Origin of the sequence: Rhizobium skierniewicense Ch11 (assembly GCF_023757665.1) — a bacterium.
GTDB lineage: Bacteria > Pseudomonadota > Alphaproteobacteria > Rhizobiales > Rhizobiaceae > Agrobacterium > Agrobacterium skierniewicense.
The window spans coordinates 44,306-67,195 of the sequence record NZ_RXPG01000012.1; the positions used below are offsets into that span (position 1 = coordinate 44,306).

The window sequence follows — 22,890 nt, forward strand, 5'->3', positions numbered from 1 at the left end:
TTTCAGCAATATCGCTAAAACAGCGAACGAAGGTCGCTCAGTAATTCACCGTCACGACGACGGTATCGGAGTACAAACCCGTCATAGGCGTTGTCTGCGCTGGCACGCGTCCATAAACCGACAAGGACTGTGCAGTTCCGTTTCCCGTGCCGCTGACCGTTTGCCCGACCCCGCTTCCCCACGGGTTGCTGCGTGCTGCGTTTGTGTACAAACCATAGGTTATCGATCCGTTGGGCCTCACCATCTTGCGGGATGCGGGACTGGCATTGCTCAAGCCACCATTCAGGGAAACGGCATAGGGAAGGTTCGCGGTACATGTCAGCGAGATGGCACCCGTCGCATCCACAGCGGTCACAAGATTGGTGTGGGTACCGAAATTGAGCGTTTGCGCAGAGACAACACATGTCGGCTCGACCGTTGCAGTGACATTGAAAGGGACGGTGGTGGCGTTTTGCGTCATGGCCGAGCAGAGCGGCGCCATAACGGTATAAGGCGCATAGGTAACGCTTGTTTCAGCGCCTGCGAAGCTCGAACTGTATTGCCCCTTCACGGCAGATGCCTGGGATGCGGAAATCCTGCCATAGACGGTCATGGTCGCGGTTCCCAGCAACGGCTCAAGCGGCAACACCATATCGATGGCCATGGCCGAGCCCAACTCCGGCTGTAGCACGGATCCCCACCGTATGGATCTCAAGGCATCCTGGTGGAGCTGAAATTTGAGTGGGGCGCTGCCGAACTTCATCTGCCGCTCGCCGCTCGCCTGCCCACCTGTGCCGGCATTGATATTCACGCAGATGCGGATCGAGAGATTGTTACCACCGCTCAAAGGGTTGGAGCACGTTGCCTTCATCGTCCCTGTTGTGTTGACCGCCGCATTGCTCGTCAGATTGACCCATCCAAAATTCATGTCGGTCATGGTGAAGCTGCAGGTCACCGCGAAGGCCGGGGACGCAGACAGGAACATGAGGACAGCAATAAAAATGCCCACTATCTTCATGGTTGAGCACCTTTGCATATGAGATCGACAGTTGCGCGCGTCTCACCGCCGGCAGCAAGCAGAAGTTCGGCGTAACACGGTGCTTTGGTTGGTTGTCGAACGTTTAGGCGACTTTTATCGGCGATTTCGTCCACATAGGCCTGCCCGTCATATCCGACTATAAAATCACGGCCATCATCCAGGGTGACGGTCGAGCCCGTCTCGATGAAGTCCCCGCTTTCATCCTTGAGTGTGACGAGCGCCACGCGACCTTCCGTCTTCACTTGGAAATTCACGACTGCGGCACCCTTATCCGATGGCGTCACGGTCTGCTTTGTCCGGTCGATCCGTGCATCGACGGGAAGGTTGCTCGGGTCGAGCGTAATACTGTTGGCGTCATGCGAACGAAGGTTGGGAAGGAGTATCTTTCCCCGGCGGTTGGTCTGGCCCATGGGTCGGTTTTCCAGAAAAATATCAACGCCGGGCGCACCTGCATCCACCACCGCAAAGGCATCATCGATCCGATTTCCAATGAAAACATCACCGCCAGCGGCGGCGATTGAACCATCCAGTTGCAAAGTAGCCTGCGTGCTGCTGCCAAAGTGATCGACGCTTGCCGCAACACGTGCAAGGCTGCCACGATAGCTGCCAGATGCCGACACCGCCTCGCCGCGCCCTTGGGAGCCGCGCACACGCCAGCCATAACTGCCCTCTTCCTGTTCCTCGGCCTTGGAAACATCTCCCGTGAATGTGTATCCATCCGCGTCGGATGACATGCTGGCGGTCGAGGAGATACCCCCGCCAAAAGCCCAGGAGACCCCGGCGAATATGCCGTATGAATCGTCATCTCCAAGGTCCTTATAGGCTGTAGCATACGCATTGCCATTCTGCCCGAAGGGGCGCGTGGCGGACAGACCGAGCACCCTGGATGTCTTGTCCTCGAAGGTTTCATACTGCGTGAAGGTAAAATTCAAGCTTGTCTCGGCAAAGCCCAGACTGGTGGATGCCGAAATCTGATCGACCGCGCGCGGCGTCCTCACGCTCATCAATGCCGCTGTCATCGTGTTTGCTTCCACATTTGCCGTGACGGAGGCAAGATCGTGATAGTCGCCAAATGTTCGCTGCGACCGCGCCATGACCTGCACTCCGAACACCTCTGCTTCAACGCTTGCGGCGACCTGATGGCCAGTATCAGCGCCATAGTGACTGGTCGTGGCCGCGAGGCTGCCCAGTCCGCGGGTGCCCAGAGAAAAGACGCCTCCCATACCGACATTATAGAAATCCTTCCCACCTTCGGCGTGCCCTTCAAACGTCAGTCTGTCCGAAACGCCGTATCTGACTGTGGCAGATCCCAACGGTGCGTCGTCGTAGTCGAAAGACTCCAGTCCGTAATTGTGCCGCGCAAAGCCAAGCTCTGCAGAAAAATCGAGAAGGCCTGGAGCCAAAAGGTCCCCAGACGCAAAAAAAGCAGTTTCCGTCACGGTTTCTCTGCCCAAAACATCGCGAACGACCAGCCTTGCACTGCCTGCGCCGCTCACCACGGGCAGGTTGGTGATGGAAAACGGTCCCTCCGGCACATCGCGTGAAATGCGTCTGACATTGTCGATATAAACGTCGACCGTGGACGGGACCGCAGCGGAGCCCGCAAATTCCGGCAGGGGCATGGTCACGATATCGGTGCGCAAATCGAAATTTCGTCTTATCTGCACGCCACCCAGCCGCGTCGGACGTGTCCAGCTCAACCCGCCCGTAATCAGGTCGCCCGCGCGATATGTTGTCAGATTGTCCGCATTGGAATAGGTCCAGTAGCTATCCAGTCGTTTGGAATCGAACTCCTGTAACGGCGATGTGCTCAGCACCTGAGACGACGACACAACACCGAAACCACCGAAAGCGCGATTTTCCAAAAGGGCGGACGCGCCGCTGAAATCTGCGATATCTGAAAATTTCCGTCCGCCGGAAGACCCGTAGAGCGAATAATTGACGATTGCTCCGAGATCCTTGGTCGCCTTCGGTTTTTCTACGCCCTCATCGTCTTCGTCAGTCGTTCCGGCCTTGCCCGCGACATCGATCACTTTCGTGGCGCGCGCCTCCAGTGGCAGATCGAAATAGACCGATTGCGTGGCTTCATCATAGCGGCTTGTGACATCCGGCAACTTTGAAATATCGATCCAGCCATCCCCCGAGATCGCACTGTCTTTCGGAGAAATGCCAACGTTGGCCAATTGCTTTGGCTCAATGAGCAGAGATCCCGTGCTGTCCTGACGAAATGTGGCGATCAGATTGGTAGACACATCGTTGATGTAGACTTCGAGCTGTAACGTTGCCTGCTCAAGGGCAGGCGAGGCCGCTGGCAGCGCAGGTGGTAAGTCCTGCGTCATGCCGTGATGGCTCGATGAAATGATCGTCAGACCTGTAATCGTCAAAACAGCGAGGCTAACCGCCGGTGACGCGTGCCGTCGCATTCACGGTACCGCCTTCGCTGTCTGCAGAAATCGTGAGCACGCCACCCAATCGTTTCCCCGCCGGTGCCGGAACAACCCAGGTCGCCACCGAGCCACCCAGTACGTAACCCACCAGGCCGTTATGCTCAGCCACAGCCTTACCGCTTCCGGCCGATAGCCTGAGATTGGCAATCCGCAATCTCTTTGCCCCTCTATTGGAGACAGAGACCTTGTAACCATCTGTCTGCGGGCTCACCGACCAGACGGGCTGCGCATCACCGATCGATGGCGCTGAAAAGAAGACCGGTATGGAATGGCGAATGACGAGATTGACCGTTCCCGATGGCCGTGTGCCGGTTGGTGGCAATTCATCAACGATGACGCGGTAGCTTTCCTCCGCACTCACCGCCTTTTTGGAAAGTCTGACGATGCGGACCAGATTTTCGGCACCGGGCTTCAACTGCGTCATCGGTGGACTGGCGACCACATCGCTAACGGGCGTGTAGACATCGGCACCGTTTTGCTGCGTCCAACGAAATATTCTGACCTGAACGTTGATCGGACTTTGGGCGTCATTCCATATCCGCAAGCTTGAAGACGCCGTGGGCGCCGTCAGATCAAGGAGGACGGGGGCCACGCGCAGTGACGCCGCATGGGATGGCGAGAGATACAAACCGGCAAGTAACGCAGCCGCTAAGGTGAAAAGGCGCATGTGCATTCTTCCTTGGCAGGTCAATAATTGATCGTGACCGTCACGGTGTCGTTGTAAGTCCCGATGACAGGTGTCGTCTGAGCCGCAACGCGCCCAAAGACAGTGAAGTTTTGGGCTGCACCGGTTCCGGTGCTTGCCTGTCGATCAACGCCTACCGTGTTTCCCCAAACACTCGTGCGAGAAGAATTGGTGTAAAGAGAATATCCGATCGTCGCTCCGCCGGCGGATGTCAGCAGACGGTTTGAGACCGTGGCATTCGCTCCAGAGCCTGCGCTCAACCCGATGGTGAACGGCGTGCTGGCTGTACACAGAACGACAATGTCGCTCGTCTGATCCACATTGCTGTCGAGCAGAACGCGGTTACCGAAATTCAGTGTGCCAGCCGAATTGATCTTACATTCGCCCTGGATCGTCATCTGCACGGCAAAAGTGGTTGTTGCAACCTGAGCAAGAGATTGACTGGGTTCTGATAACAACCCTACTAATATCAACAAACCTCGAGATACCCCGAACGCCATACGCTTATCCCCTGTTTCACGCATAACTGACGCCCCAGGCCGAATGCGAGCCGACACCCTGATAGAGGGCATCAGAATATTCTAATTCTCTCTATACGAGGGTTAATTATTTATAAATTTTGAGATGAAAAAACTCAGGGACGAAACACTGTAAAGAATACAACCGTCAGGGAAAGTTGGAAAATCCTTCGCGAACCGTCAGGCAACAGCTAGGGGGCCGCGCGTCGAGTATTATCGACACATATCATTAGTCGGCTAATCTTTTGAACAAACGGGGACTGCTTGCCACCGGATACGGTGCTTAGAGCGTTTCCTTGTTAAATGGAAACGCTCTAAAAGCTGGGCGGCGTACAGGCGCTGATCACCTCGCAGGCAATGGGTCCAACGCACCGGAATGTATGAGGACGCCGGCTTTCGAAATAATATGCGTCTCCCGGTCCAAGGATTCGGCGCTCATCTTCCACAGTGACCTCCAGTCGTCCGGACAGGACAATACCGCCCTCTTCTCCCTCATGAACCAGCGGAACCCGCCCGGTGCCTGCACCCGGTTGATAACACTCCTTCAAAATCTGCAAGCTTCGACCGAACAGATTGTCACCAATCTGGCGATAGGAAATGGCCCCTTTGCCAATCTCCACCAGTTCTTCGGCGGCGTAGAATGCTTTCCGTGGCGTGTCGGGCTCGAAAGCAAAGAATTCAGCAAGACCGATGGGGATGCCATCCAGGATCCGTTTCAGCGCACCAACGGACGGATTGGTCGAGTTCGATTCGATGAGGGAAATCGTCGAGTTCGTGACCCCTGCACGCTTGGCAAGCTCGCGCTGCGACAATTTATGGATTGCGCGCAACTGTCGCAACCGGGTCCCGATATCGACAACCATTTCAACCTCCGTCTTTCACGTGTTCGATATATCGAAAACTTATCTAACCGTCGTAATTATATCAATGATTTAGGGCGCCAAAGAAAAGGACTTGTTCCAATCGATGAAGTGCAGGAATGATGCGCCATCAGAACAGGGGAACCTCATGGACCACAGCAGCAAATCCAACATGCCGAACCTTGAAAACTTCTGGATGCCATTCACGGCAAACAGACAGTTCAAGGCAGCACCGCGCCTCCTCGCCAGCGCGCAAGGCATGTATTACACCGATATAGATGGCAATAGCATTTTGGATGGAACTGCCGGACTGTGGTGTGTCAATGCAGGCCATGGCCGCAGGCGGATCACACAAGCTGTCGAGCGGCAACTCTCGACAATGGATTTCGCTCCCACATTTCAGATGGGCCATCCGATCGCCTTTGAATTTGCCGAGAAGTTGGCTGCCATCGCCCCTGGCGGTCCAGATGCAAAACTTGATCGCGTCTTCTTTACCGGCTCTGGTTCAGAATCTGTCGACACGGCGCTCAAGATTGCCATCGCCTATCAGAGATCGATCGGACAAGGTACGCGCAGCCGCATCATCGGTCGGGAAAAGGGATATCATGGTGTCGGCTTCGGCGGCATATCCGTTGGCGGCCTCGTCAATAACCGCCGCGTGTTCCCGCAAATTCCCGCCGACCACATGCGCCACACGCTGGATGTGGAGCACAATGCCTTTTCGAAAGGTTTGCCACAACACGGCGTGGAATTAGCCGAAGATCTCGAACGGCTTGTTGCTCTCCACGGCGCAGAAACAATCGCGGCTGTCATCGTTGAGCCCATGTCGGGGTCCGCTGGCGTGATTTTGCCACCGCGTGGCTACCTCGAGCGGTTGCGCGCCATTGCAGACAAGCACGGTATTCTTTTGATTTACGATGAGGTCATCACCGGTTTCGGACGCCTCGGCAAACCCTTCGCCACCGATTACTTTGGCGTTGTACCGGACCTCGTGACCACCGCCAAGGGCATTACCAACGGCGCCATCCCGATGGGCGCAGTGTTCGCCAAGCGCTTTGTGTATGACGCCATGATGCACGGCCCGGACAATCAGATCGAGCTGTTCCACGGCTACACCTATTCCGGCCATCCCGTGGCGTGCGCGGCAGGCATCGCGACGCTGGAAATCTACCAGGAAGAAGGGTTGCTGTATCGCGCTGCGGAACTGGAAACCATCTGGCAGGACGCGCTCCACTCTCTGAAAGGCATGCCACATGTCGTCGACATCAGAAACCTCGGTCTCGTTGGCGCGATCGAACTTGCGCCTCGCGACGGAGCACCGGGCACCCGGGCCTATGACGTCTTCGTTGAGTGCTTCAGGAAAGGTCTGCTGGTCAGAGTAACGGGCGATATCATCGCCTTGTCCCCGCCCCTCATCATCAGCGCCGAAGAGATTGGAAAGATTGTCTCTACACTTGGCGAAGCACTTAAGCAGATCGGCTAATCGCTGGAAAACCCGGAGCGGGTCGCCCGCTCCGGTCCATGATATCGATCAATTCCTCTGAATTTTTGCTCGATTTATCGTACTGTTTTCAAACAGCAAAAAGCGCCAAAAGAAATCTATCTCGAGCTTTGGTTTCGCTACTCGGTATGACCAAATCGGCTATAGAGGAGAGGGTTAAAGACTTGTCATATCGATGCGTTTAGCAATGCTTTCAGCAACATTGTGAGTCTGTACGCGAATGTCAGGCACAGCAGTAATTTCCCAAAACTGCCCGGCTGTCAAGGCGCCCACGGCAAACATTCCCGGTGACGCGAGACCATCACCGGAAACGATACGGGACTGGCTATCCACCCGGATACCCAGCCCTAACGTGTCAGTCTCGATCATGTGTCGACCCAGCATGTCTTGAAGCAGCGGTGAATGGCCGATACCCGCGCGCTCCATTCCGGTGCAGTTGACCAACCAGTCAAACGTCAACGAGATCTCGTCGCTCACTCCGCGGCCTCGATAGGTGAGTACGTTATCGCCATCCGTCCGTGCAATCTTCGAAACAAATCCAGCGTGAACTTGGACCGTTCCATTCTTCACGAGTTCATCAAAGACGTCATGAACTTGTGGTGCAATCCGGTGCCGGTGGATGTTCCACCAAGCCAGGGCATGCCTGAGAAATCGGGCGCGCTGCGGTGCTTCCAGTTGCTGCCATAGAGATTGTGTTTTCGGCCTAAGCCCGTCCATGACGCTACGCCAATCAGCGCCACCCCTCACCTGCTGGCGCAAACGCGCGAGGATCTCGCTCATCTCGGTCGCGCCCGTGATGTCTGGGTCAACTGGTTTGAGTGGTGTTTTGCTATGGCAGTGTGGAACAAGCCCCCGTCGCGATAAAAAATGGATGGGTCCCCGATGCCCTTTGTTGCGCAGGGACAAGACCTGATCAATCATCGTCAGGCCGGAGCCGAGAATAACGACGGCGTCATTTTTCTTGACCCGCGATAACCAGCCCAGCTTCCAGGGATTTCGAACAACGCGTCGTAAGAGCGCCACGTCGGAATCCGCAGTTAGCCGCGGCAAACTTGCTGTGCCCACACCGAGGCACAATGCCACGTTCGACGCGTGGAGTTGGCGCCCGTCGTTCAAACGAAAGTCTACACCGTCTTTCGTACAGGAAGCACACGAAACCGCTTTTGCCTTCACGAAATCAACGCGGGCTCGTTGCTGCTGGCTCTGCAGAAGGGAGGCGAGCCTGTCACGCAGATACAAACCGTAATCATTGCGGGGAGCGAAACTCATGCCATCCACCACCTCGCCACGCTTTTCCAGCCACTCCTGAAAATCGTTGGGTCTGTCGGCAAACACACTCATTCGGGCCGCTGGCACGTTCAATCGGTGAAGATGCAATTCGGTCCGATAGGCCGTACCACGGCCAAACGCGGAGTCGTCGCCCACAATGGCAATAGACGTGGTGGCCGGAAGCTGCTCAAGCAAATTGGTGACCAAACTGATCGCCGAGAAACCAGAACCGACAACGGCTACATCATAAAACATTTGGCACCTCATTAGGACTCATTGCGGCGCAGGAAAGCTCAACGGGATGCAAAACGCAAATTTGAAATATCCGCTTCTCTGCTTTTGGCGCCTCATATCGGAAAGTTTGCCGCGGCTAACACGCTTCATGAACTGCGCCAACGTGAAGAAAAAGCCAATTTTTACCGGTTAGGCGACTGAAAAGATTCATGTTTAGCCACAGCGAATGCCTATTGCACCGCAAAGAGAATCGGCGCTTATATCTCAGTTGCGGAAAAAACCGATTTCAGCGAAAAAAACCGCAACTGATCCAACAAGCGGAAAAGACCAGAGATGACCCAAAACGCCGATTTGAAATCTGCTGAGAAAGCGCCTGATCTGACGGCGCTTATTCTACAGCATTCGGCTGCGTTGTCAGCACAGCTCCAAGCACATAATGCCAGCACCTTTGCGCCGCTCGCTGAAAAAAGCATGAGAACCTTCTCGCCGTCCGAAACCGCAAAGCTGATTGGTATCGGCGAAGCCTATCTTCGGCAGATCGCCGCCGAGCAGCCTGACCTCAGCGCATCGCACGGTGCCGGGGGACGTCGGAGCTATTCCGTCGAAGACATCCATGAGATTCGCAAATATCTTGACCAGGGTGCGCGCGGGACGCGTCGCTACCTTCCGCATCGGCGCGACGGCGAAGACCTGCAGGTTATTGCCGTGATGAACTTCAAGGGCGGCTCCGGCAAGACCACCACCTCGGCCCATCTGGCACAATATCTTGCTTTGCGAGGCTACCGCGTGCTTGCGATCGACCTTGATCCGCAGGCCAGTCTTTCCGCCCTCTTCGGCCATCAACCGGAACTTGATGTCGGCCCCAATGAAACGCTTTACGGCGCAATCCGATATGACGCGGAACAGCGCCCGATCGCCGAGATCGTTCGCGGCACCTATATTCCGAACCTTCACATCATTCCGGGTAATCTCGAACTGATGGAATTTGAACACGACACGCCCCGTGCGCTGATGCGTCGCGCGCCAGGTGACACCTTGTTTTTTGCCCGTATCGGTCAGGCCATCGCTCAGGCGCAGAACTTCTATGATGTCGTCGTGATCGATTGCCCGCCACAGCTCGGCTACCTCACCCTCTCGGCGCTGACGGCTGCGACATCGGTGCTCGTGACCGTTCATCCGCAAATGCTCGACGTGATGTCGATGAACCAGTTTCTGGCCATGACGGGTGATCTGCTAGCGGAAATCGGTCGAGCAGGCGCGCGTTCTGACTATCATTGGATGCGCTACCTCGTTACGCGCTTCGAGCCCAGCGATGGCCCACAGAACCAGATGGTCGCCTTTTTGCGCTCCATCTTCGGAGAGCATGTTCTCAACCATCCGATGTTGAAGACCACGGCCGTTTCCGACGCAGGATTGACAAATCAGACATTGTTTGAGGTCGAGCGTACGCAGTTCACGCGGTCCACCTATGACCGCGCCTTGGAATCCATGACAAACGTAAATGCCGAAATTGAAGGCTTAATCAAGAAAGCCTGGGGTAGGGCCGTATGAGCAGAAAAGAAATCTTTGCCAACCTGACAACGAAGTCCGCAGATACGACTGCCGAAGCTCCAGTAGAGCGTTCGCGACCGCGTATTCGTCCCATTCTCGGTTCACCTGATCTCGTCACAGACGTTATCAATTCACCGGTCGGCATGATCGGCCAATCTCTGAATGAAGTGTCTGAACGCTCCAAACGCGCGGAAGAAATTGAACGGCGCCTGGCTGAAGGCCTGACAATCGTCGCGCTCGACCCTTCAGAGGTCGATCCATCCTTCATACCCGATCGGATGCCCGCGTCGTTGGAAGCAGATGCAGGCCTTGTGGAAGCCATCAGGGAACAGGGCCAGCAGGTTCCGATCCTTGTGCGCCCTCACCCCGAACATCCCGGTCGCTATCAGGTGGCTTTCGGTCATCGTCGTCTGCGCGCCGTTGCAGCAATCGGTATTCCTGTTCGTGCTGTTGTTCGAGATCTCTCAGATGAACAGCTCGTCGTAGCCCAAGGGCAGGAAAACAACGAGCGCCGGGACCTCAGCTATATCGAAAAAGCAAGGTTTGCTCAAAAATTGCAGATGCGCTTCTCGCGAGAGACGATCATGGCCGCCATGTCGCTCCACAAGGGTGATTTGTCCAACATGCTGTCGGTGGTCGGACGTATCCCCGACGACATCGTTGACAGCATCGGTCCGGCCCCAGGCGTCGGAAGGCGCAATTGGATGGATCTTGCAGACCAACTGTCCTCGTCCAAAGTCAACGAAGCGGCACGGGCCTATCTTGCCGATGAGAGCGTCTCGAACTTGGCATCCGAGGAACGGTTCAAATCTCTTCTGGAGTTTCTGAAGCCAAAGCCAGAACCGAAGAGAACAGGTGTCCTTTCATCGATGACGGGCCAGAAGCTGGCAAAAATCATCGAGACTGACCACAAAATCGATATTTCCATTGATCGTCGCCAAGCGCCCGAGTTTGCCGATTTCGTCATGGAACATCTCCAATCGCTGTTTGAAGAGCATCGCTCGAAGCAGTGATTTTTATTTTTCGTTCCAACAATCAACAGGAGCACTAAGCACAAAAGAAAAAAGCCCCCGAACGTTGCCGCACGGAAGCTTTCTTTGATCTAAGCACCCAAAGAATCTCATTTCCGCGAATCATAGTCAAGAGTCTTGGCATCGATTTTTTTCGGTGAGCGATTTTCTTTTGCCTTTTTGAAGGTGAGAGACATGAATAGCGATATTGTAGCGACGTCTTTTGGACGGCGAGGGGTGTCACTTGGCCTGCTCGCGAACCAGTTTGCGTCAAGAAAGATCGACCATTCCAAATCAATGGAAAAATGGAAACTGTTTCGCGCGATTTGCGAAGCCAAACCTCTGCTGGGAATCTCAGACCGATCACTGGCCGTCCTTAACGCTCTGATCAGCTTTTACCCCAAAGCCGAATTGTCGGAAGAAAACGGTTTGGTGGTCTTTCCATCAAATCAACAGCTCTCTCTGCGTGCTCACGGAATGACTGAGCAGACATTGCGACGTCATCTGGCAGCACTCGTGGATGCTGGACTTATCCTTCGTAAAGACAGCCCGAATGGAAAGCGCTATGCCCGCAAGGACAGAAACGGCGCGATCAGCGATGCCTACGGCTTTTCCCTCGCACCACTTATTACGCGTGCAGACGAAATCAACGATCTGGCAGAAAAGGTCATCGAAGATCGTCTCCAATTGCAACGACTTCGTGAAAAGATAAGCCTTTGCAGACGCGACATCATCAAGTTCAGAGAGATCGCGCTGACAGAAGGGATTGATGGGCAGTGGGACCTCTATGAACGACGCTATCTCACGATCACATCCTCGCTTGATCGCAAATCAAGAGCTCCCCATCTGGCCCTCGTGCTGGACGACATGGCCAATCTGCGCGGTGATATGGCTAAGAGATTGGAAAAACACATAGAAAATCAAAATTTGAGCGCCAATGCCTATCAAAATGAGCGGCATATACAGAGTTCAGAATCCGAATCCCTATTTGAAAAACAAGACGTGGATAACGAACCAAAAGCGGGAGATGTTGAAAGCCTGGTTAGGGTCGCAGCAGAGAATAATCTGAAAAGGAAGCCAGCGATCAGCCGTGCCAACTCACCGAAAACCGAGAATTTCGATCTCCAGACAGTGCTTCATGCCTGCCCCGATATATCGCTCTACGGCCCAAACGGCGCTGTGAGAGACTGGAGTGACCTGAAACAGGCTGCCAATGTCGTACGTTCAATGCTATCTATCAGCCAATCTGCATATGATGAAGCCGAAAGAGCAATGGGAACACGCAAAGTCAATGCAATCATAGCGTGTATCTTGGAAAAAGCTCAAGTCATCCACTCCGCCGGTGGATACCTGCGAAGCCTCACCGAAAGAGCCAACGACCACCAATTTTCGATCCAACCCATGCTCAATGCACTGCTGCGGAGACGGCTGACAAACCAACGAAGCGCTCAGAGCGAGCAATGAAGACTTCGAGATCCTGAGGCAATCAAGAGGAAATGGGTTTGACTCAGAAAGGAAAGATTTTTATCTGCCGTTCTGGGATATTAAAAGGGACTGGTACATGGCAGCAGACATCGAACCGAGCATTGCGACACCGGCGACGGAAACCAGCCGTACAAAACGCCTGAAGGCCGCGACAAGCGACGCGCACGACGCCTTAGACACGTTTATCACCGCCGCCAAACCTTTCGAAAACCTGAGCAATTTCGCAAAGTTCGTTCAAAGCCAATATCTGTTTCACCACGACGTGGATGCTTTCTACCAAAACGAAAGGCTCCATGATCTGCTACCCGATCTGAAAGGGCGCAGACGGCTGGGACTGATCGAACAAGACCTCGCAGACTTGGAAACATCGGTACCCATGTCCAGCGAAGCCCGCTTTCATCAAGAGGACGCCACCTTTGACCTCGCTCAGGCCATGGGCTGGCTCTACGTGGTAGAAGGATCCAACCTGGGTGCGGCATTTCTGCTGAAGGATGCAGCAAAGCTTGGCCTGGATGAGACCTTTGGTGCCCGCCATCTTGCAGGTGCTCCGGAAGGACGAGGGCTTCACTGGCGCACCTTCGTCGCAGCGCTCGATGCGATCGCTTTGAGTGAGGATGAAGAATACCGTGTTATCGCAGGCGCTGAAGCGGCGTTCCATGCCGTCCACAAGCACGCCGTGCAGATGATGGCTTGAAACGCACAGCCGCACTGAACCCTCCGAAACGAGGATGCGACCTTTGTTGCCCTTGCCCAAGATTAAGCTACAGTGAACCGCGTGGCGAGGAGGCCACAACACAGGAGGTTCAATGAGACATCAACTTTTCAAGCGGCGTGCCGCGATCGCACTGGCTGCATCTGTCGTATCGGCTTTCGTCTTAGGCGGCGCAGCACAGGCCCAAACCTATCCTGCAAGAGCCATCACGCTTGTTGTTCCCTTTGCGGCAGGCGGTTCCACTGATGTGGTCGCGCGTGTCATTGCTCAGAAGATGAGCGAGGATTTGGGCCAACAGGTCATCGTCGAGAACATTGCCGGTGCCGGTGGTAATCTCGGCGCGGACCGGGTGGCACGCGCTGAACCGGATGGCTACACAATTCTCATGGGTACGGTGGCAACACATGCGCTCAACCCTCTCATTCTCAAGACCAAACCCTATGATCCTGAAAAGGATTTCGCCCCTATTTCACTACTTGTAGTGGTTCCCAATGTCCTCGTGGTCAATCCGCAACTGCCGGTAAAGAACGTCGCGGAACTGATAGCGCTCTTGAAGGCGCAGCCCGATAAATACGCTTACGCTTCGTCGGGCAACGGCACGCCGCTCCATCTATCCGGGGAACTGTTCAAAAGCATGACGGGCGTAAGCATGCAGCATGTTCCCTATAAGGGTTCTGGCCCGGCCTTGAATGATCTGCTCGGAAACCAGGTTTCGATCATGTTCGACAACCTGCCGTCTTCTTCCGGTCATATCAAATCCGGCACATTGCGGGCGCTGGGCGTAACGACCGCTGAACGGGCATCATCCTTTCCCGATGTTCCGACAATTGCCGAGACGGTACCGGGTTATGAAACCTATACCTGGAATGCGTTGTTTGGACCCAAAGGCACACCAAAGGAAGCCGTAGACAGGCTGAATGCCGCTGCGAAAAAAGCTCTGGCAGACCCTGCCGTTGCTGCAAGGATGGCAGATTTCAGCGCCAAGATTGTCGGCTCTACACCGGACGAGTTGAAAACCCATGTTGCGACGGAAATCGCCAAATGGGAACCTGTCGTTAAAAATGCGAATGTGCAGATGGATTGAGGCGTTCTGTCGCCTCGATCCGTTTATCCATCTACTCTTGCTCGTTTTCGTCAGATGTCTGCATGAAGCGAGCAAGGGCGACACTCGCATTCAACATATGTTCGCGCATCGTCAAGCCGGCCTGCGTGGCGTCACCTCGCATGATCGCTTTGATGATACTTTCATGCTCCTGATTCGATGAACTTAGACGTTCGGGGTAGCGGAGTTGCGTCCGGCGAAATGGCAACAGTCGGGCGCGCAGACGCATCAGTTCTTCAAACAGAAAATCGTTGTGAGCGCTACGATAGAGCAATTCGTGGAAGGTGAGATTGAGCTCGTCATATTGATCGAAATCTGCGTTTTTTGCCGCTTCTGAGGCTTTCTGGTGGATCTGAAAAAGCTTGGCACGCTCAACACCCGTCATGCGATGCGTTGCAAGACCAACGCACATGGCCTCCATTTCGGCGGTGACCTCAAACATCTGCATGAGGCGTGGCAAGGTCAGGGGCAGAACGAAAGCACCCTTGCGAGGGCGTATTTCCACGAGGCCGCTTGCCTCCAATTGTCGTAGAGCTTCTCTGACGGGCGTGCGTGACGCGGAAAAACGCGCTCCTAGCAATCCTTCCTCGAGGACGGAACCGGGTTTGATGACGCCGGTCGAAATCTCGTCCGACAGCACAACGCGAATATGTTCACTGATCGAGCTGGCGGTTGTCATCAGCCTTTTTCTCCCTTGTCGAATGTTCGTGCATGACGGCTTTAACCGAGGTCCCTAACATTCTTCCTGGAACGACAACAGTTTTTATAAATCCTTTCCCTTACGCGGCCGCCACCTGATTTTACCTGTTTTCGATGAGGGCATCGACGCCCTCGTCTTACCATTTCAAGTAACGGGCCTTGTCGATCAGCGTCGTCGTCTTGGCGGCTTTTAAAACCGGGTCGATTTCCTGGGACACTGTGACCTCAAGCTTCAAAACAACAATGGACTGGGGATGGGGAAGGGGCCTTATCAGATCCAGCCTGGCGCCACGAAGACGAGCCATGCAAGCAGCGGACCCAGCGCCACGACCAGCGTGCTGTAAAACAGCAGAATGCGGAAGAAGGCCGTCTGATCGATGTTCTGGGCATTTGCGACGACAAGCGCACCATTTGTCGAAAAAGGTGAGACATCAACGATGGTCGCGGAAATCGCAAGTGCCGCAATCATGCCCGGCGTGCTGAGGTCACCCTGCATCAGCATGGGGACCGCAAGCGGGATCATCGCCCCCATGACACCGACAGACGAGGCGAATGCCGAGACGATGCCACCAATGTAACACAGCAGCAATGCGGCAAGTAGCGGCATGGCAAGGCTGGACACGCCGTTGCCGACAAAGGCGATGGCGCCGGACTTTTCGAGCACGCCGATATACGTGATGACGCCTGCGATCAGCAGCACGGTGGACCACGCGATCTTGTCCACAGCACCTTTTTGACCGCGCGGGCAGACCAGAGCCAAAACCACGGCCACGCACATGGCGACCAGACCGACATTGAGGCTGAAGACCAGGGAAAGCGTGGCTAGCGCGGCAAGGCCCGCCAGCGTCAACGCCTGCTCGAGGTCCAGCTTGCCCGTGGTCGTGACTTCGGTCAGTTCAGTTTCACGCTGACGTGGATCAACCGCCATGTGTCCACCGCTGCCGCGCACATCCACCGACACGCCGGGCATGAAGACATTGCCACTGCCAAGGCTACCCGCCGCCGCCTTCGATTTTCGACCGAGAACGAAGAAAGCACAAACGGCAATCAACAGGTTGAAGCCGAGACTTGCGAGGAAGAGAACGGTCTCATCCCCCGGAAGACCTGCACGCGCCACAACCTGGTTGGTGATGCCACCGTAAATGCTGATCGGCGAGAAACCCCCGCCTTGTGCGCCATGGATGACCATGATGCCCATGAGCAGCGGATTGATACCGTATTTGGCCGAGAAACGCAGGGCAATCGGCGCGATGATGGCAACGGCGGCCGGGCTGACAGCGCCGATCGCCGTCAAAAGTGCCGAAACGAAAAACATCACCCACGGAATGGCCGATATACGACCCCGTACGGCACGAACGCAGGCCTGCACCAGCCAGTCCACCGTGCCATTGTTCTGCGCGATGGCGAAGAGATAGGTGATACCGACAAGCGTGACGAAAAGATCGCCCGGAAAACCTTCGAAAATCTGCTTGACGCTCATACCGACGACGAGCGTGCCGATGATGAACGAGAGCGCGAAACCCAGCGCTCCCATATTGATTGGCAACGCGGTCGCCACGATGAACATGACGGCGAGCCCAAGTATTGTAATGACTTCTGATGACATGACAGCTCCTCCCAAAGCCAGGTGTCAGTGGAAGCGGCACCCTCCTGCCGTTTTCCATCCTGTGCGGTTTCCCGCACAACCCATGCGCTTATGTATGCGCAAAAAATCAAAATACGCAATAATGAGTTTATAAGTTGATATAATTTTGTCTTGAGAATACATATACACGTAAATGCAGTGGAGGCGCATTCATGTGGAATAGACTCGCGACGAACCGCGCAACCCGACTGGAGCGAGCCGCACAGCTTGTCAGCGGCAAGGTGGTCAAAGCAGATGCCATTACCGCGCTGTTGGAAGCGGTGATCGAGCCGGGTGACCGGCTCTGCATTGAAGGAAATAATCAGAAACAAGCTAATTTTCTGGCGAAGGCTCTGGCGAACGTGAACCCGCAGGTGGTTCATGACCTGCATATCGTGCAATCCGTACTGGCGCTGCCGGACCATCTCGATGTGTTCGAAAAGGGCGTAGCGTCCAAGCTGGACTTTTCCTTTTCAGGGCCGCAGGCGGCACGTCTCGCCCGTTTGTTGAGCGCCGGTCAGTTGCGCATTGGCGCGATCCATACATATCTTGAACTCTTCGGCCGCTACTTCACCGATCTGACGCCGCGTGTGAGCCTGATATGCGCGCAAATGGCCGACCGTGCAGGCAATCTCTATACGGGCGGCAATACCGAAGACACGCCTGTCATCGTAGAGGCAACGGCGTTTCGGCAGGGGATCGTTATCGCTCAGGTCAACGAGATCGTGGACGTCTTGCCGCGCGTCGATATTCCGACCGACTGGGTGGATTTCGTCGTTCAAAGTCCGAAGCCGCATTATATCGAGCCGCTCTTCACCCGCGATCCGGCGCAGATTTCCGAAATTCAGGTGCTGATGGCGATGATGGCCATCAAGGGTATCTATGCCGAATATGGCGTGACACGGTTGAACCATGGCATCGGCTTCGATACTGCGGCCATCGAGCTCATCCTGCCGACCTATGCCGAAAGTTTGGGGCTGAAGGGCAAGATTGCCACCCATTGGGCGCTTAACCCCCACCCGGCGTTGATCCCGGCCATCGAGGCGGGTTTTGTCGAAAGCGTGCATTCCTTTGGTTCGGAACTGGGGATGGAAGACTATATTCGTGCCCGGTCCGATGTGTTCTTCACCGGACGCGATGGTTCGATGCGCTCAAACCGGGCAATGAGCCAGACCGCGGGCCTTTATGCCTGCGACATGTTCATCGGATCGACACTTCAGATCGATCTGGAGGGCAACAGCTCCACCGCCACGCTTGGCCGTATCGCCGGTTTTGGTGGTGCACCCAATATGGGCTCGGATGCGCGGGGCCGCAGGCATGGCTCCAGAGCCTGGCTGAAGGCAGGCAAAGAGGCATCCACAGGCGGCATACCGCGTGGTCGCAAGCTCGTTGTGCAGATGGTGGAAACGTTTCGCGAGCATATGGCGCCTGCCTTCGTCGAAAAGCTGGATGCATGGCAATTGGCCGAATCCGCGGGTCTCGATCTGCCGCCAGTGATGATCTACGGCGACGATGTCACGCATGTTTTGACCGAAGAAGGAATTGCAAATCTGCTTTTGTGCCGCACGCCGGAAGAGCGCGAGCAGGCCATTCGCGGCGTAGCCGGCTATACGACGGTCGGTCTTGGTCGTGACAAGCGGATGGTGGAAAATCTGCGTGACCGCGGGATCATAAAGCGGCCAGCCGATCTCGGTGTCGATGTTTCACTGGCAAGTCGCGACCTGCTGGCCGCCAAATCGATGAAAGATCTCGTGCATGCGTCAGGTGGTCTTTATCGCCCGCCTGCGCGTTTCAGGAACTGGTGAGGTTCTAAAATGGAAAAACTGGAATATGAATTCGAGGGCGGCACCGTTCTGGCGGCACGCAACAAGCCCATCCTGTCAGGCGTTCTCGGCTCCGGAAATCTGGAGGTTCTCGTTGAGGCCTGCGACCTCTGCGGCAAATGCCGGGTAGAAGTCGAGACGGCAGCGGTCGGTTTCGGCACAATCTGGCAGGCGGTGCTGTCGGATGTGTTCGATCGGTGGAAGATCGGTGACGTGAAGGTGTCCATCAACGACGCTGGCGCGACACCTGCCGTTGTCGCGCTGCGGCTGGATCAGGCGCTTCACGCATACTTAGGCAGAAGCAGCGAGGCGATCTCATGAGCAAGAGCTGGTATGAGGCAACCGCGCGTGACCGGATCGAAGGTTTGATCGACCCGGGCAGTTTTTTCGAATTTCTTCCGCCAGAGGACCGGGTGACCAGTCCCCATCTGCGTGTCTTGGGTTCTCCTGCCGCTTTTGATGATGGTGTGGCCGTGGGCAAGGCCACGTTGGACGGCAAGGCGGTACTGCTCGCCGCCCAGGAAGGTGCCTTCATGGGTGGTGCTGTGGGTGAGGTTCATGGCGCCAAGATCACCGGCCTCTTGGAGCGCGGACTGGATGAAAAACCAAACGCCGTGCTGCTGTTGCTGGAGTCCGGCGGCGTGCGCCTGCATGAGGCCAATGCAGGACTGATCGCTGTTTCCGAAATCATGCGCGCAATCCTCAATCTGCGCGCGGCAGGCATTCCGGTGATCGTGCTGGATGGCGGGCGCTACGGCGTCTTTGGCGGCATGGGCATTGCCTCCCGGCTTTGCTCGTCCATCATCATGTCGGAAGAAGGCCGACTTGGTCTTTCCGGGCCTGAAGTGATTGAGACGACAATGGGTGTCGAGGAGTTCGATGCATCCGACAAGGCTCTGGTCTGGCGCACGGTGGGTGGCAAGCATCGCTATATCCTGGGTGAAACCGCAGAGCTGGTGCCAGATGACATGAATGCATTTCGCAACGCGGCGATTGCGCTTCTTGTCCAGGAGAAAACCCTCGATCTCGACGCCATCGAGGCGGAGCATGAAGCTCTTGCCGCGCGCCTGAGGCGTTTTGGCAAGGTGCAAGATGCGAACGACATCTGGTCGGCACTTCAGATTGCCGATTCAGAGCGAATTCCGTTGATGACGACAGAGGAATTTCACCAAGCCGTCGATGGGAGGAGAAGCGCATGATCACGCCCGAAGCACTGTTCGACAGGCTGTTTCCGCAGGGACACGATATTGCCTCCGAAGGCCTCTTTTTCGCCGGCGTGGCAAAGGCCGGTTACGACCTCGTATCGGTTATCGGCACGCGTGAAAAGGCGCACATCGGTATCGATCTTGCCATGCGCATGGCAGCGGACGTCATCCGCGTGATGAAGGAACGTCCGGGAAGCCCGATCCTGCTTTTGGTGGATACCGCCGGGCAGAAGATGGCCCGACGTGATGAGTTGCTCGGCCTCAATGGCTATATCGCCCATCTGGCCAAAACCATCGATGTGGCGCGCAGGCGTGGACACCGCATCATCGGGCTCGTCTATGGTGAAGCGGTCAGCGCCGGTTTCCTGTCCTCCAGCCTTCTGGCGGATGTGTGTTACGCCCTTCCGGAAGCAGAGGTCCGCGTCATGAACCTTCCCGCCATGTCGCGTGTCACGAAAATTCCTGTCGAGCGGTTGGAGGAACTGTCGAAAGACAGCGCGGTCTTTGCACCCGGCGTTGCCAATTATGTCGCCATGGGCGCGGTGCGCGCGATCTGGGATGGCGATCTCGCGGCAGCCCTTGTGAATGCGCTGGAAGAAAAGCAGGACCCCAACAGCGATGCCCGCCGCGACTATGGCGAACAGCGCAAAGGGCGCACACTTGCCCGCGCCGTGTCTCAACGGGTGCGGCATGACGCGGCCTGACAGGCATCGCTTCGTCACGTTAAAGCGTTCATGGCGCGACGGTGCGGATATCTCTGCCTGCGGCATGGCGGGTGGTGATAGGCTCTTCGACTGGATTGATGCGGGCCGCCCGCTGGTCGTGGCCTCCTCTGCGGCTGGCGATGAGGTAAAAACGGTGCGCCTTGGCTTGTCCACACCCCAAAAGCAACGTTTCGGACTTCGCGTGCAGACGAATGCCATCGATGACATTTTGCCTGCGGTTCGGCTCAATGATGCCGCTGCCAGTGCGCCACCGTCCTGGAAGCCAACGATCGACGCGATCTTGAAGGTGGTGGAACAGCATGAGCTGGACCTGTCCGTCTTCGGATCTCTGGCATGGTCGCATCTGTCGGGTGAAGACCATTTGCGACCGACCTCGGACCTGGATATTCTGGTTTCGACGCCTGTTCAGGTGGATGCACGTGTTGTCATTCAAGCACTTCTGGCTATTGAAAGCATGCCGCGACTTGACGGCGAGTTGGTGCTGACGAGCGGCGCGGGCGTCAATCTGCGCGAATATGCCGGGCAACCGGAGCATATTCTGGTCAAGCAGCACGGCGGCCCGCAACTCGTGCCACTCGCCGCTCTGGAGAGTGTCGCAGAGAGGGCCACATGAACACGATATCACAGCCTCTTGCAGACCAACAAAGCTTCGGTCCGCGCGATATCAGCCGCACCATCGGCAGGTTGGCCGTTCGTGCGCTTTACACGGAACTCGCGCTTTATCCCAAGCCCGGCCTGGTCAGTCCCATCGACAATGGTGCCCATGACGACATGACCATGGCAACCTTCATGCGCAGCCTGTTTTCTCTGAGATGCTATTTCCCGCAGATAGCGTCGGCTGGCGGTGCATCGAGCGAATTCTCAGAGCTTCGGAGACTTGGACGCGGTGCCGAGCATCGAATGATGGTGGCGACAAGCGGGGTCAATACGCATCGCGGAGCGATCTTCAATCTTGGCCTGCTGTCTGCGGCTGCTGGCTATCACGTTTCAAACAGGCTGCTGCTTGATGCCAATGCTGTCTGCATGAACGTAGCCAACCTGTGGGGCAGAGACATTTTAATGGATGAGCCTGTCGATTCCCATGGGTCTCGCGCGCTTGCCCGGCATGGCGGTGGTGGTGCGCGCCAGCAGGCTGCCTCAGGCTACGCGGTTCTTCGTGACGTCGCGCTGCCCGCCTTCCAGGACGCGTTGATCAAAGGAGCCACCCGCAACTGTGCGGCGCTTCAAACGTTCTTCGCGATCATGGCTGTGCTGAATGACACCAACATATTGCACAGAGCCGGTCGTGACGGCCTGGATTATGCGCAGGGGCAGGCGCGGGCTTTTCTTTCGATCGGCGGCGTGTTCGCGCCGGACCATCTGGCGAGAGCAACCGACCTGCACCGTATTTTCTGCACGCGCCGGATTTCACCCGGCGGAGCGGCCGATCTCCTCTCCTGCACTCTTTTCCTGCATGATCTGGAGGCTATGTCGTGACGCTCGGCATCCTCTGCCCCGGTCAGAGCGCCCAGGCACCCGATGTGATCGACCGCTTGCGAGCCGCACCCGAAGCGGCCGTCGTGTTTGATGCCTTTTATCAGATCATGGGGTCAACGGTCGATGCCGTCCTGAGCGAGGGCAGGCTGCATGACAACGCCATCGCGCAGCCGTTGATCTGCGCCGTGGAGCTCGCTGCCTTCAATGCGATTAAACCCTCCATACCAGAGCCCTCTTATTTCGCCGGCTACAGCATTGGTGAACTCGCGGCCTATGGCTGCGCCGGTTCGATCAGCGCGGCAGACACCATTCGACTGGCGAGCCTCAGGGCCAGGCTGATGGATGCCGTCTGTGCCGAACCGAGCGGGATGATTGCCATCCGTGGCTTGCGCGAAACGACGCTGGCACCAATCTGCGAAAGCAACGCAGTCTACATCGCCATACGCAATGGCGACGACCGCTTCGTGTTAGCGGGTCCTCTTCGAAACATGGGATCCACAACGGCGGACGCTGAACGGCGTGGTGCCCATGTCACGCCTCTTCCCGTAAAGATCGCGTCGCATACGCCACTGATGCATCCCGCTGTCGCGGCTTTTGCAAAGGCTTTGGGGAACACAGAGTTCAAGAGCCCGACCGCAGCGGTTCTGGCAGGTATCGATGGCACATCAGTTCGCTCTCGCGACATGGCGGTGCAGCGGCTTTCGGCGCAGTTGGAAACGCGTATCGACTGGCAGGGGTGCATGGAAAGTTTGAAGGAGGCCGGATGCACGACATTGCTGGAACTCCTTCCTGGCGGCGATCTCTCCTCGATGGCGAAAGACCGCCTGCTCTCGGTGTCATCACGATCAATGATCGAGTTCAAATCGGTGGATGCCGCTGCCGCCTGGGTTTCGCGCAAGGAAGCGCTCTCGCTGTGAGCTTTCAGGAGGTTCGGTGCTCCCGAGCC

General features: G+C 56.1%; 21 protein-coding genes. 13 read left to right on the forward strand and 8 right to left on the reverse strand.

Going from position 1 to position 22,890, the window contains the following annotated elements:
- Positions 1-37: 37 nt before the first annotated feature.
- From EKM04_RS11505 to EKM04_RS11525, 5 genes are all read right to left on the reverse strand, one after another.
- Positions 38-997 carry a Csu type fimbrial protein gene (locus tag EKM04_RS11505; RefSeq protein WP_174155656.1) on the reverse strand — a complete coding sequence of 320 codons (960 nt, stop codon included), beginning with the start codon at positions 995-997 and terminating at the stop codon, positions 38-40.
- Positions 994-3,441 (reverse strand): fimbria/pilus outer membrane usher protein, encoded by a 2,448-nt coding sequence (locus EKM04_RS11510; protein WP_183897578.1) that lies wholly within the window; start codon positions 3,439-3,441, stop codon positions 994-996. Before EKM04_RS11510 ends, EKM04_RS11505 begins: the two co-directional genes overlap by 4 nt.
- Positions 3,413-4,132 (reverse strand): fimbrial biogenesis chaperone, encoded by a 720-nt coding sequence (locus EKM04_RS11515; protein ID WP_183897577.1) that lies wholly within the window; start codon positions 4,130-4,132, stop codon positions 3,413-3,415. Before EKM04_RS11515 ends, EKM04_RS11510 begins: the two co-directional genes overlap by 29 nt.
- A gap of 20 nt (positions 4,133-4,152) precedes the next feature.
- The gene (locus EKM04_RS11520; protein WP_183897576.1) at positions 4,153-4,650 is read right to left on the reverse strand and encodes a Csu type fimbrial protein; all 498 of its coding nucleotides are present in this window, start codon (positions 4,648-4,650) and stop codon (positions 4,153-4,155) included.
- Positions 4,651-4,982: 332 nt separating this feature from the next.
- Positions 4,983-5,531: a cupin domain-containing protein gene (locus EKM04_RS11525; RefSeq protein WP_183897575.1), complete on the reverse strand. Its 549-nt coding sequence runs from the start codon at positions 5,529-5,531 to the stop codon at positions 4,983-4,985.
- Positions 5,532-5,676: 145 nt separating this feature from the next.
- Here EKM04_RS11525 and aptA point away from each other — a divergent pair, with 145 nt between their 5' ends.
- Positions 5,677-7,011: an omega-aminotransferase AptA gene (aptA, locus tag EKM04_RS11530; protein WP_183897574.1), complete on the forward strand. Its 1,335-nt coding sequence runs from the start codon at positions 5,677-5,679 to the stop codon at positions 7,009-7,011.
- Positions 7,012-7,185: 174 nt separating this feature from the next.
- Here aptA and EKM04_RS11535 read toward each other — a convergent pair whose 3' ends face one another.
- Positions 7,186-8,553: an FAD/NAD(P)-binding protein gene (locus EKM04_RS11535; protein WP_183897573.1), complete on the reverse strand. Its 1,368-nt coding sequence runs from the start codon at positions 8,551-8,553 to the stop codon at positions 7,186-7,188.
- A gap of 312 nt (positions 8,554-8,865) precedes the next feature.
- Here EKM04_RS11535 and repA point away from each other — a divergent pair, with 312 nt between their 5' ends.
- The 5 genes from repA (at position 8,866) to EKM04_RS11560 (ending at position 14,374) form a co-directional block, all read left to right on the forward strand.
- Entirely contained in the window at positions 8,866-10,083 is a 1,218-nt protein-coding gene (gene repA / locus EKM04_RS11540; protein WP_183897572.1) for a plasmid partitioning protein RepA, read from the forward strand.
- A complete protein-coding gene (gene repB, locus EKM04_RS11545; protein WP_183897571.1) occupies positions 10,080-11,096 on the forward strand; it encodes a plasmid partitioning protein RepB in 1,017 nt (338 codons plus the stop codon). The genes repA and repB overlap by 4 nt, the downstream gene beginning before the upstream one ends.
- A 192-nt stretch (positions 11,097-11,288) precedes the next feature.
- Positions 11,289-12,557: a plasmid replication protein RepC gene (gene repC, locus EKM04_RS11550; RefSeq protein WP_183897570.1), complete on the forward strand. Its 1,269-nt coding sequence runs from the start codon at positions 11,289-11,291 to the stop codon at positions 12,555-12,557.
- 97 nt (positions 12,558-12,654) lie between these two features.
- Positions 12,655-13,272 carry a biliverdin-producing heme oxygenase gene (locus EKM04_RS11555; RefSeq protein ID WP_183897569.1) on the forward strand — a complete coding sequence of 206 codons (618 nt, stop codon included), beginning with the start codon at positions 12,655-12,657 and terminating at the stop codon, positions 13,270-13,272.
- Positions 13,273-13,384: 112 nt separating this feature from the next.
- Complete coding sequence (locus tag EKM04_RS11560; RefSeq protein WP_183897568.1) at positions 13,385-14,374, forward strand: Bug family tripartite tricarboxylate transporter substrate binding protein; 990 nt, start codon at positions 13,385-13,387, stop codon at positions 14,372-14,374.
- Between the two features lie 31 nt (positions 14,375-14,405).
- Here the strand turns inward: EKM04_RS11560 and EKM04_RS11565 are convergent, their stop codons facing one another.
- Together EKM04_RS11565 and EKM04_RS11570 are read right to left on the reverse strand one after the other, a co-directional pair.
- Positions 14,406-15,071, reverse strand: coding sequence for a GntR family transcriptional regulator (locus EKM04_RS11565; RefSeq protein ID WP_183897567.1), 666 nt, complete (start codon positions 15,069-15,071; stop codon positions 14,406-14,408).
- Positions 15,072-15,362: 291 nt separating this feature from the next.
- The gene (locus EKM04_RS11570; RefSeq protein ID WP_183897566.1) at positions 15,363-16,697 is read right to left on the reverse strand and encodes an SLC13 family permease; all 1,335 of its coding nucleotides are present in this window, start codon (positions 16,695-16,697) and stop codon (positions 15,363-15,365) included.
- A gap of 191 nt (positions 16,698-16,888) precedes the next feature.
- Here EKM04_RS11570 and mdcA point away from each other — a divergent pair, with 191 nt between their 5' ends.
- From mdcA to EKM04_RS11605, 7 genes are read left to right on the forward strand one after another with little or no spacing between them, the layout of a single operon-like run.
- Positions 16,889-18,520 (forward strand): malonate decarboxylase subunit alpha, encoded by a 1,632-nt coding sequence (gene mdcA, locus EKM04_RS11575; RefSeq protein ID WP_183897565.1) that lies wholly within the window; start codon positions 16,889-16,891, stop codon positions 18,518-18,520.
- Between the two features lie 9 nt (positions 18,521-18,529).
- The gene (gene mdcC, locus EKM04_RS11580; protein WP_183897564.1) at positions 18,530-18,859 is read left to right on the forward strand and encodes a malonate decarboxylase acyl carrier protein; all 330 of its coding nucleotides are present in this window, start codon (positions 18,530-18,532) and stop codon (positions 18,857-18,859) included.
- Positions 18,856-19,737, forward strand: a complete 882-nt coding sequence (locus EKM04_RS11585; RefSeq protein WP_183897563.1) for a biotin-independent malonate decarboxylase subunit beta — start codon at positions 18,856-18,858, stop codon at positions 19,735-19,737. Before mdcC ends, EKM04_RS11585 begins: the two co-directional genes overlap by 4 nt.
- Positions 19,734-20,447 carry a biotin-independent malonate decarboxylase subunit gamma gene (locus EKM04_RS11590; RefSeq protein WP_183897562.1) on the forward strand — a complete coding sequence of 238 codons (714 nt, stop codon included), beginning with the start codon at positions 19,734-19,736 and terminating at the stop codon, positions 20,445-20,447. The genes EKM04_RS11585 and EKM04_RS11590 overlap by 4 nt, the downstream gene beginning before the upstream one ends.
- Positions 20,434-21,081, forward strand: a complete 648-nt coding sequence (gene mdcG, locus EKM04_RS11595; protein ID WP_183897561.1) for a malonate decarboxylase holo-[acyl-carrier-protein] synthase — start codon at positions 20,434-20,436, stop codon at positions 21,079-21,081. The genes EKM04_RS11590 and mdcG overlap by 14 nt, the downstream gene beginning before the upstream one ends.
- Complete coding sequence (mdcB, locus tag EKM04_RS11600) at positions 21,078-21,944, forward strand: triphosphoribosyl-dephospho-CoA synthase MdcB (RefSeq protein WP_183897560.1); 867 nt, start codon at positions 21,078-21,080, stop codon at positions 21,942-21,944. The genes mdcG and mdcB overlap by 4 nt, the downstream gene beginning before the upstream one ends.
- Positions 21,941-22,861, forward strand: coding sequence for an ACP S-malonyltransferase (locus EKM04_RS11605; protein ID WP_183897559.1), 921 nt, complete (start codon positions 21,941-21,943; stop codon positions 22,859-22,861). The genes mdcB and EKM04_RS11605 overlap by 4 nt, the downstream gene beginning before the upstream one ends.
- Positions 22,862-22,890 lie beyond the last annotated feature (29 nt).

What these genes read in the sequence shown, in the direction of transcription:
- EKM04_RS11585 (WP_183897563.1), top strand. Translation starts at nt 18,856, where the DNA reads ATGAGCAAGAGCTGGTATGAGGCAACCGCGCGTGACCGGATCGAAGGT.
- EKM04_RS11560 (WP_183897568.1), top strand. Translation starts at nt 13,385, where the DNA reads ATGAGACATCAACTTTTCAAGCGGCGTGCCGCGATCGCACTGGCTGCA.
- mdcA (WP_183897565.1), top strand. Translation starts at nt 16,889, where the DNA reads ATGTGGAATAGACTCGCGACGAACCGCGCAACCCGACTGGAGCGAGCC.
- mdcB (WP_183897560.1), top strand. Translation starts at nt 21,078, where the DNA reads ATGAACACGATATCACAGCCTCTTGCAGACCAACAAAGCTTCGGTCCG.
- EKM04_RS11570 (WP_183897566.1), bottom strand. Translation starts at nt 16,697, where the DNA reads ATGTCATCAGAAGTCATTACAATACTTGGGCTCGCCGTCATGTTCATC.
- mdcG (WP_183897561.1), top strand. Translation starts at nt 20,434, where the DNA reads ATGACGCGGCCTGACAGGCATCGCTTCGTCACGTTAAAGCGTTCATGG.
- EKM04_RS11590 (WP_183897562.1), top strand. Translation starts at nt 19,734, where the DNA reads ATGATCACGCCCGAAGCACTGTTCGACAGGCTGTTTCCGCAGGGACAC.
- EKM04_RS11525 (WP_183897575.1), bottom strand. Translation starts at nt 5,531, where the DNA reads ATGGTTGTCGATATCGGGACCCGGTTGCGACAGTTGCGCGCAATCCAT.
- EKM04_RS11555 (WP_183897569.1), top strand. Translation starts at nt 12,655, where the DNA reads ATGGCAGCAGACATCGAACCGAGCATTGCGACACCGGCGACGGAAACC.
- repC (WP_183897570.1), top strand. Translation starts at nt 11,289, where the DNA reads ATGAATAGCGATATTGTAGCGACGTCTTTTGGACGGCGAGGGGTGTCA.
- EKM04_RS11535 (WP_183897573.1), bottom strand. Translation starts at nt 8,553, where the DNA reads ATGTTTTATGATGTAGCCGTTGTCGGTTCTGGTTTCTCGGCGATCAGT.
- EKM04_RS11520 (WP_183897576.1), bottom strand. Translation starts at nt 4,650, where the DNA reads ATGGCGTTCGGGGTATCTCGAGGTTTGTTGATATTAGTAGGGTTGTTA.
- mdcC (WP_183897564.1), top strand. Translation starts at nt 18,530, where the DNA reads ATGGAAAAACTGGAATATGAATTCGAGGGCGGCACCGTTCTGGCGGCA.
- EKM04_RS11515 (WP_183897577.1), bottom strand. Translation starts at nt 4,132, where the DNA reads ATGCGCCTTTTCACCTTAGCGGCTGCGTTACTTGCCGGTTTGTATCTC.
- EKM04_RS11510 (WP_183897578.1), bottom strand. Translation starts at nt 3,441, where the DNA reads ATGCGACGGCACGCGTCACCGGCGGTTAGCCTCGCTGTTTTGACGATT.
- repA (WP_183897572.1), top strand. Translation starts at nt 8,866, where the DNA reads ATGACCCAAAACGCCGATTTGAAATCTGCTGAGAAAGCGCCTGATCTG.
- EKM04_RS11505 (WP_174155656.1), bottom strand. Translation starts at nt 997, where the DNA reads ATGAAGATAGTGGGCATTTTTATTGCTGTCCTCATGTTCCTGTCTGCG.
- aptA (WP_183897574.1), top strand. Translation starts at nt 5,677, where the DNA reads ATGGACCACAGCAGCAAATCCAACATGCCGAACCTTGAAAACTTCTGG.
- EKM04_RS11565 (WP_183897567.1), bottom strand. Translation starts at nt 15,071, where the DNA reads ATGACAACCGCCAGCTCGATCAGTGAACATATTCGCGTTGTGCTGTCG.
- repB (WP_183897571.1), top strand. Translation starts at nt 10,080, where the DNA reads ATGAGCAGAAAAGAAATCTTTGCCAACCTGACAACGAAGTCCGCAGAT.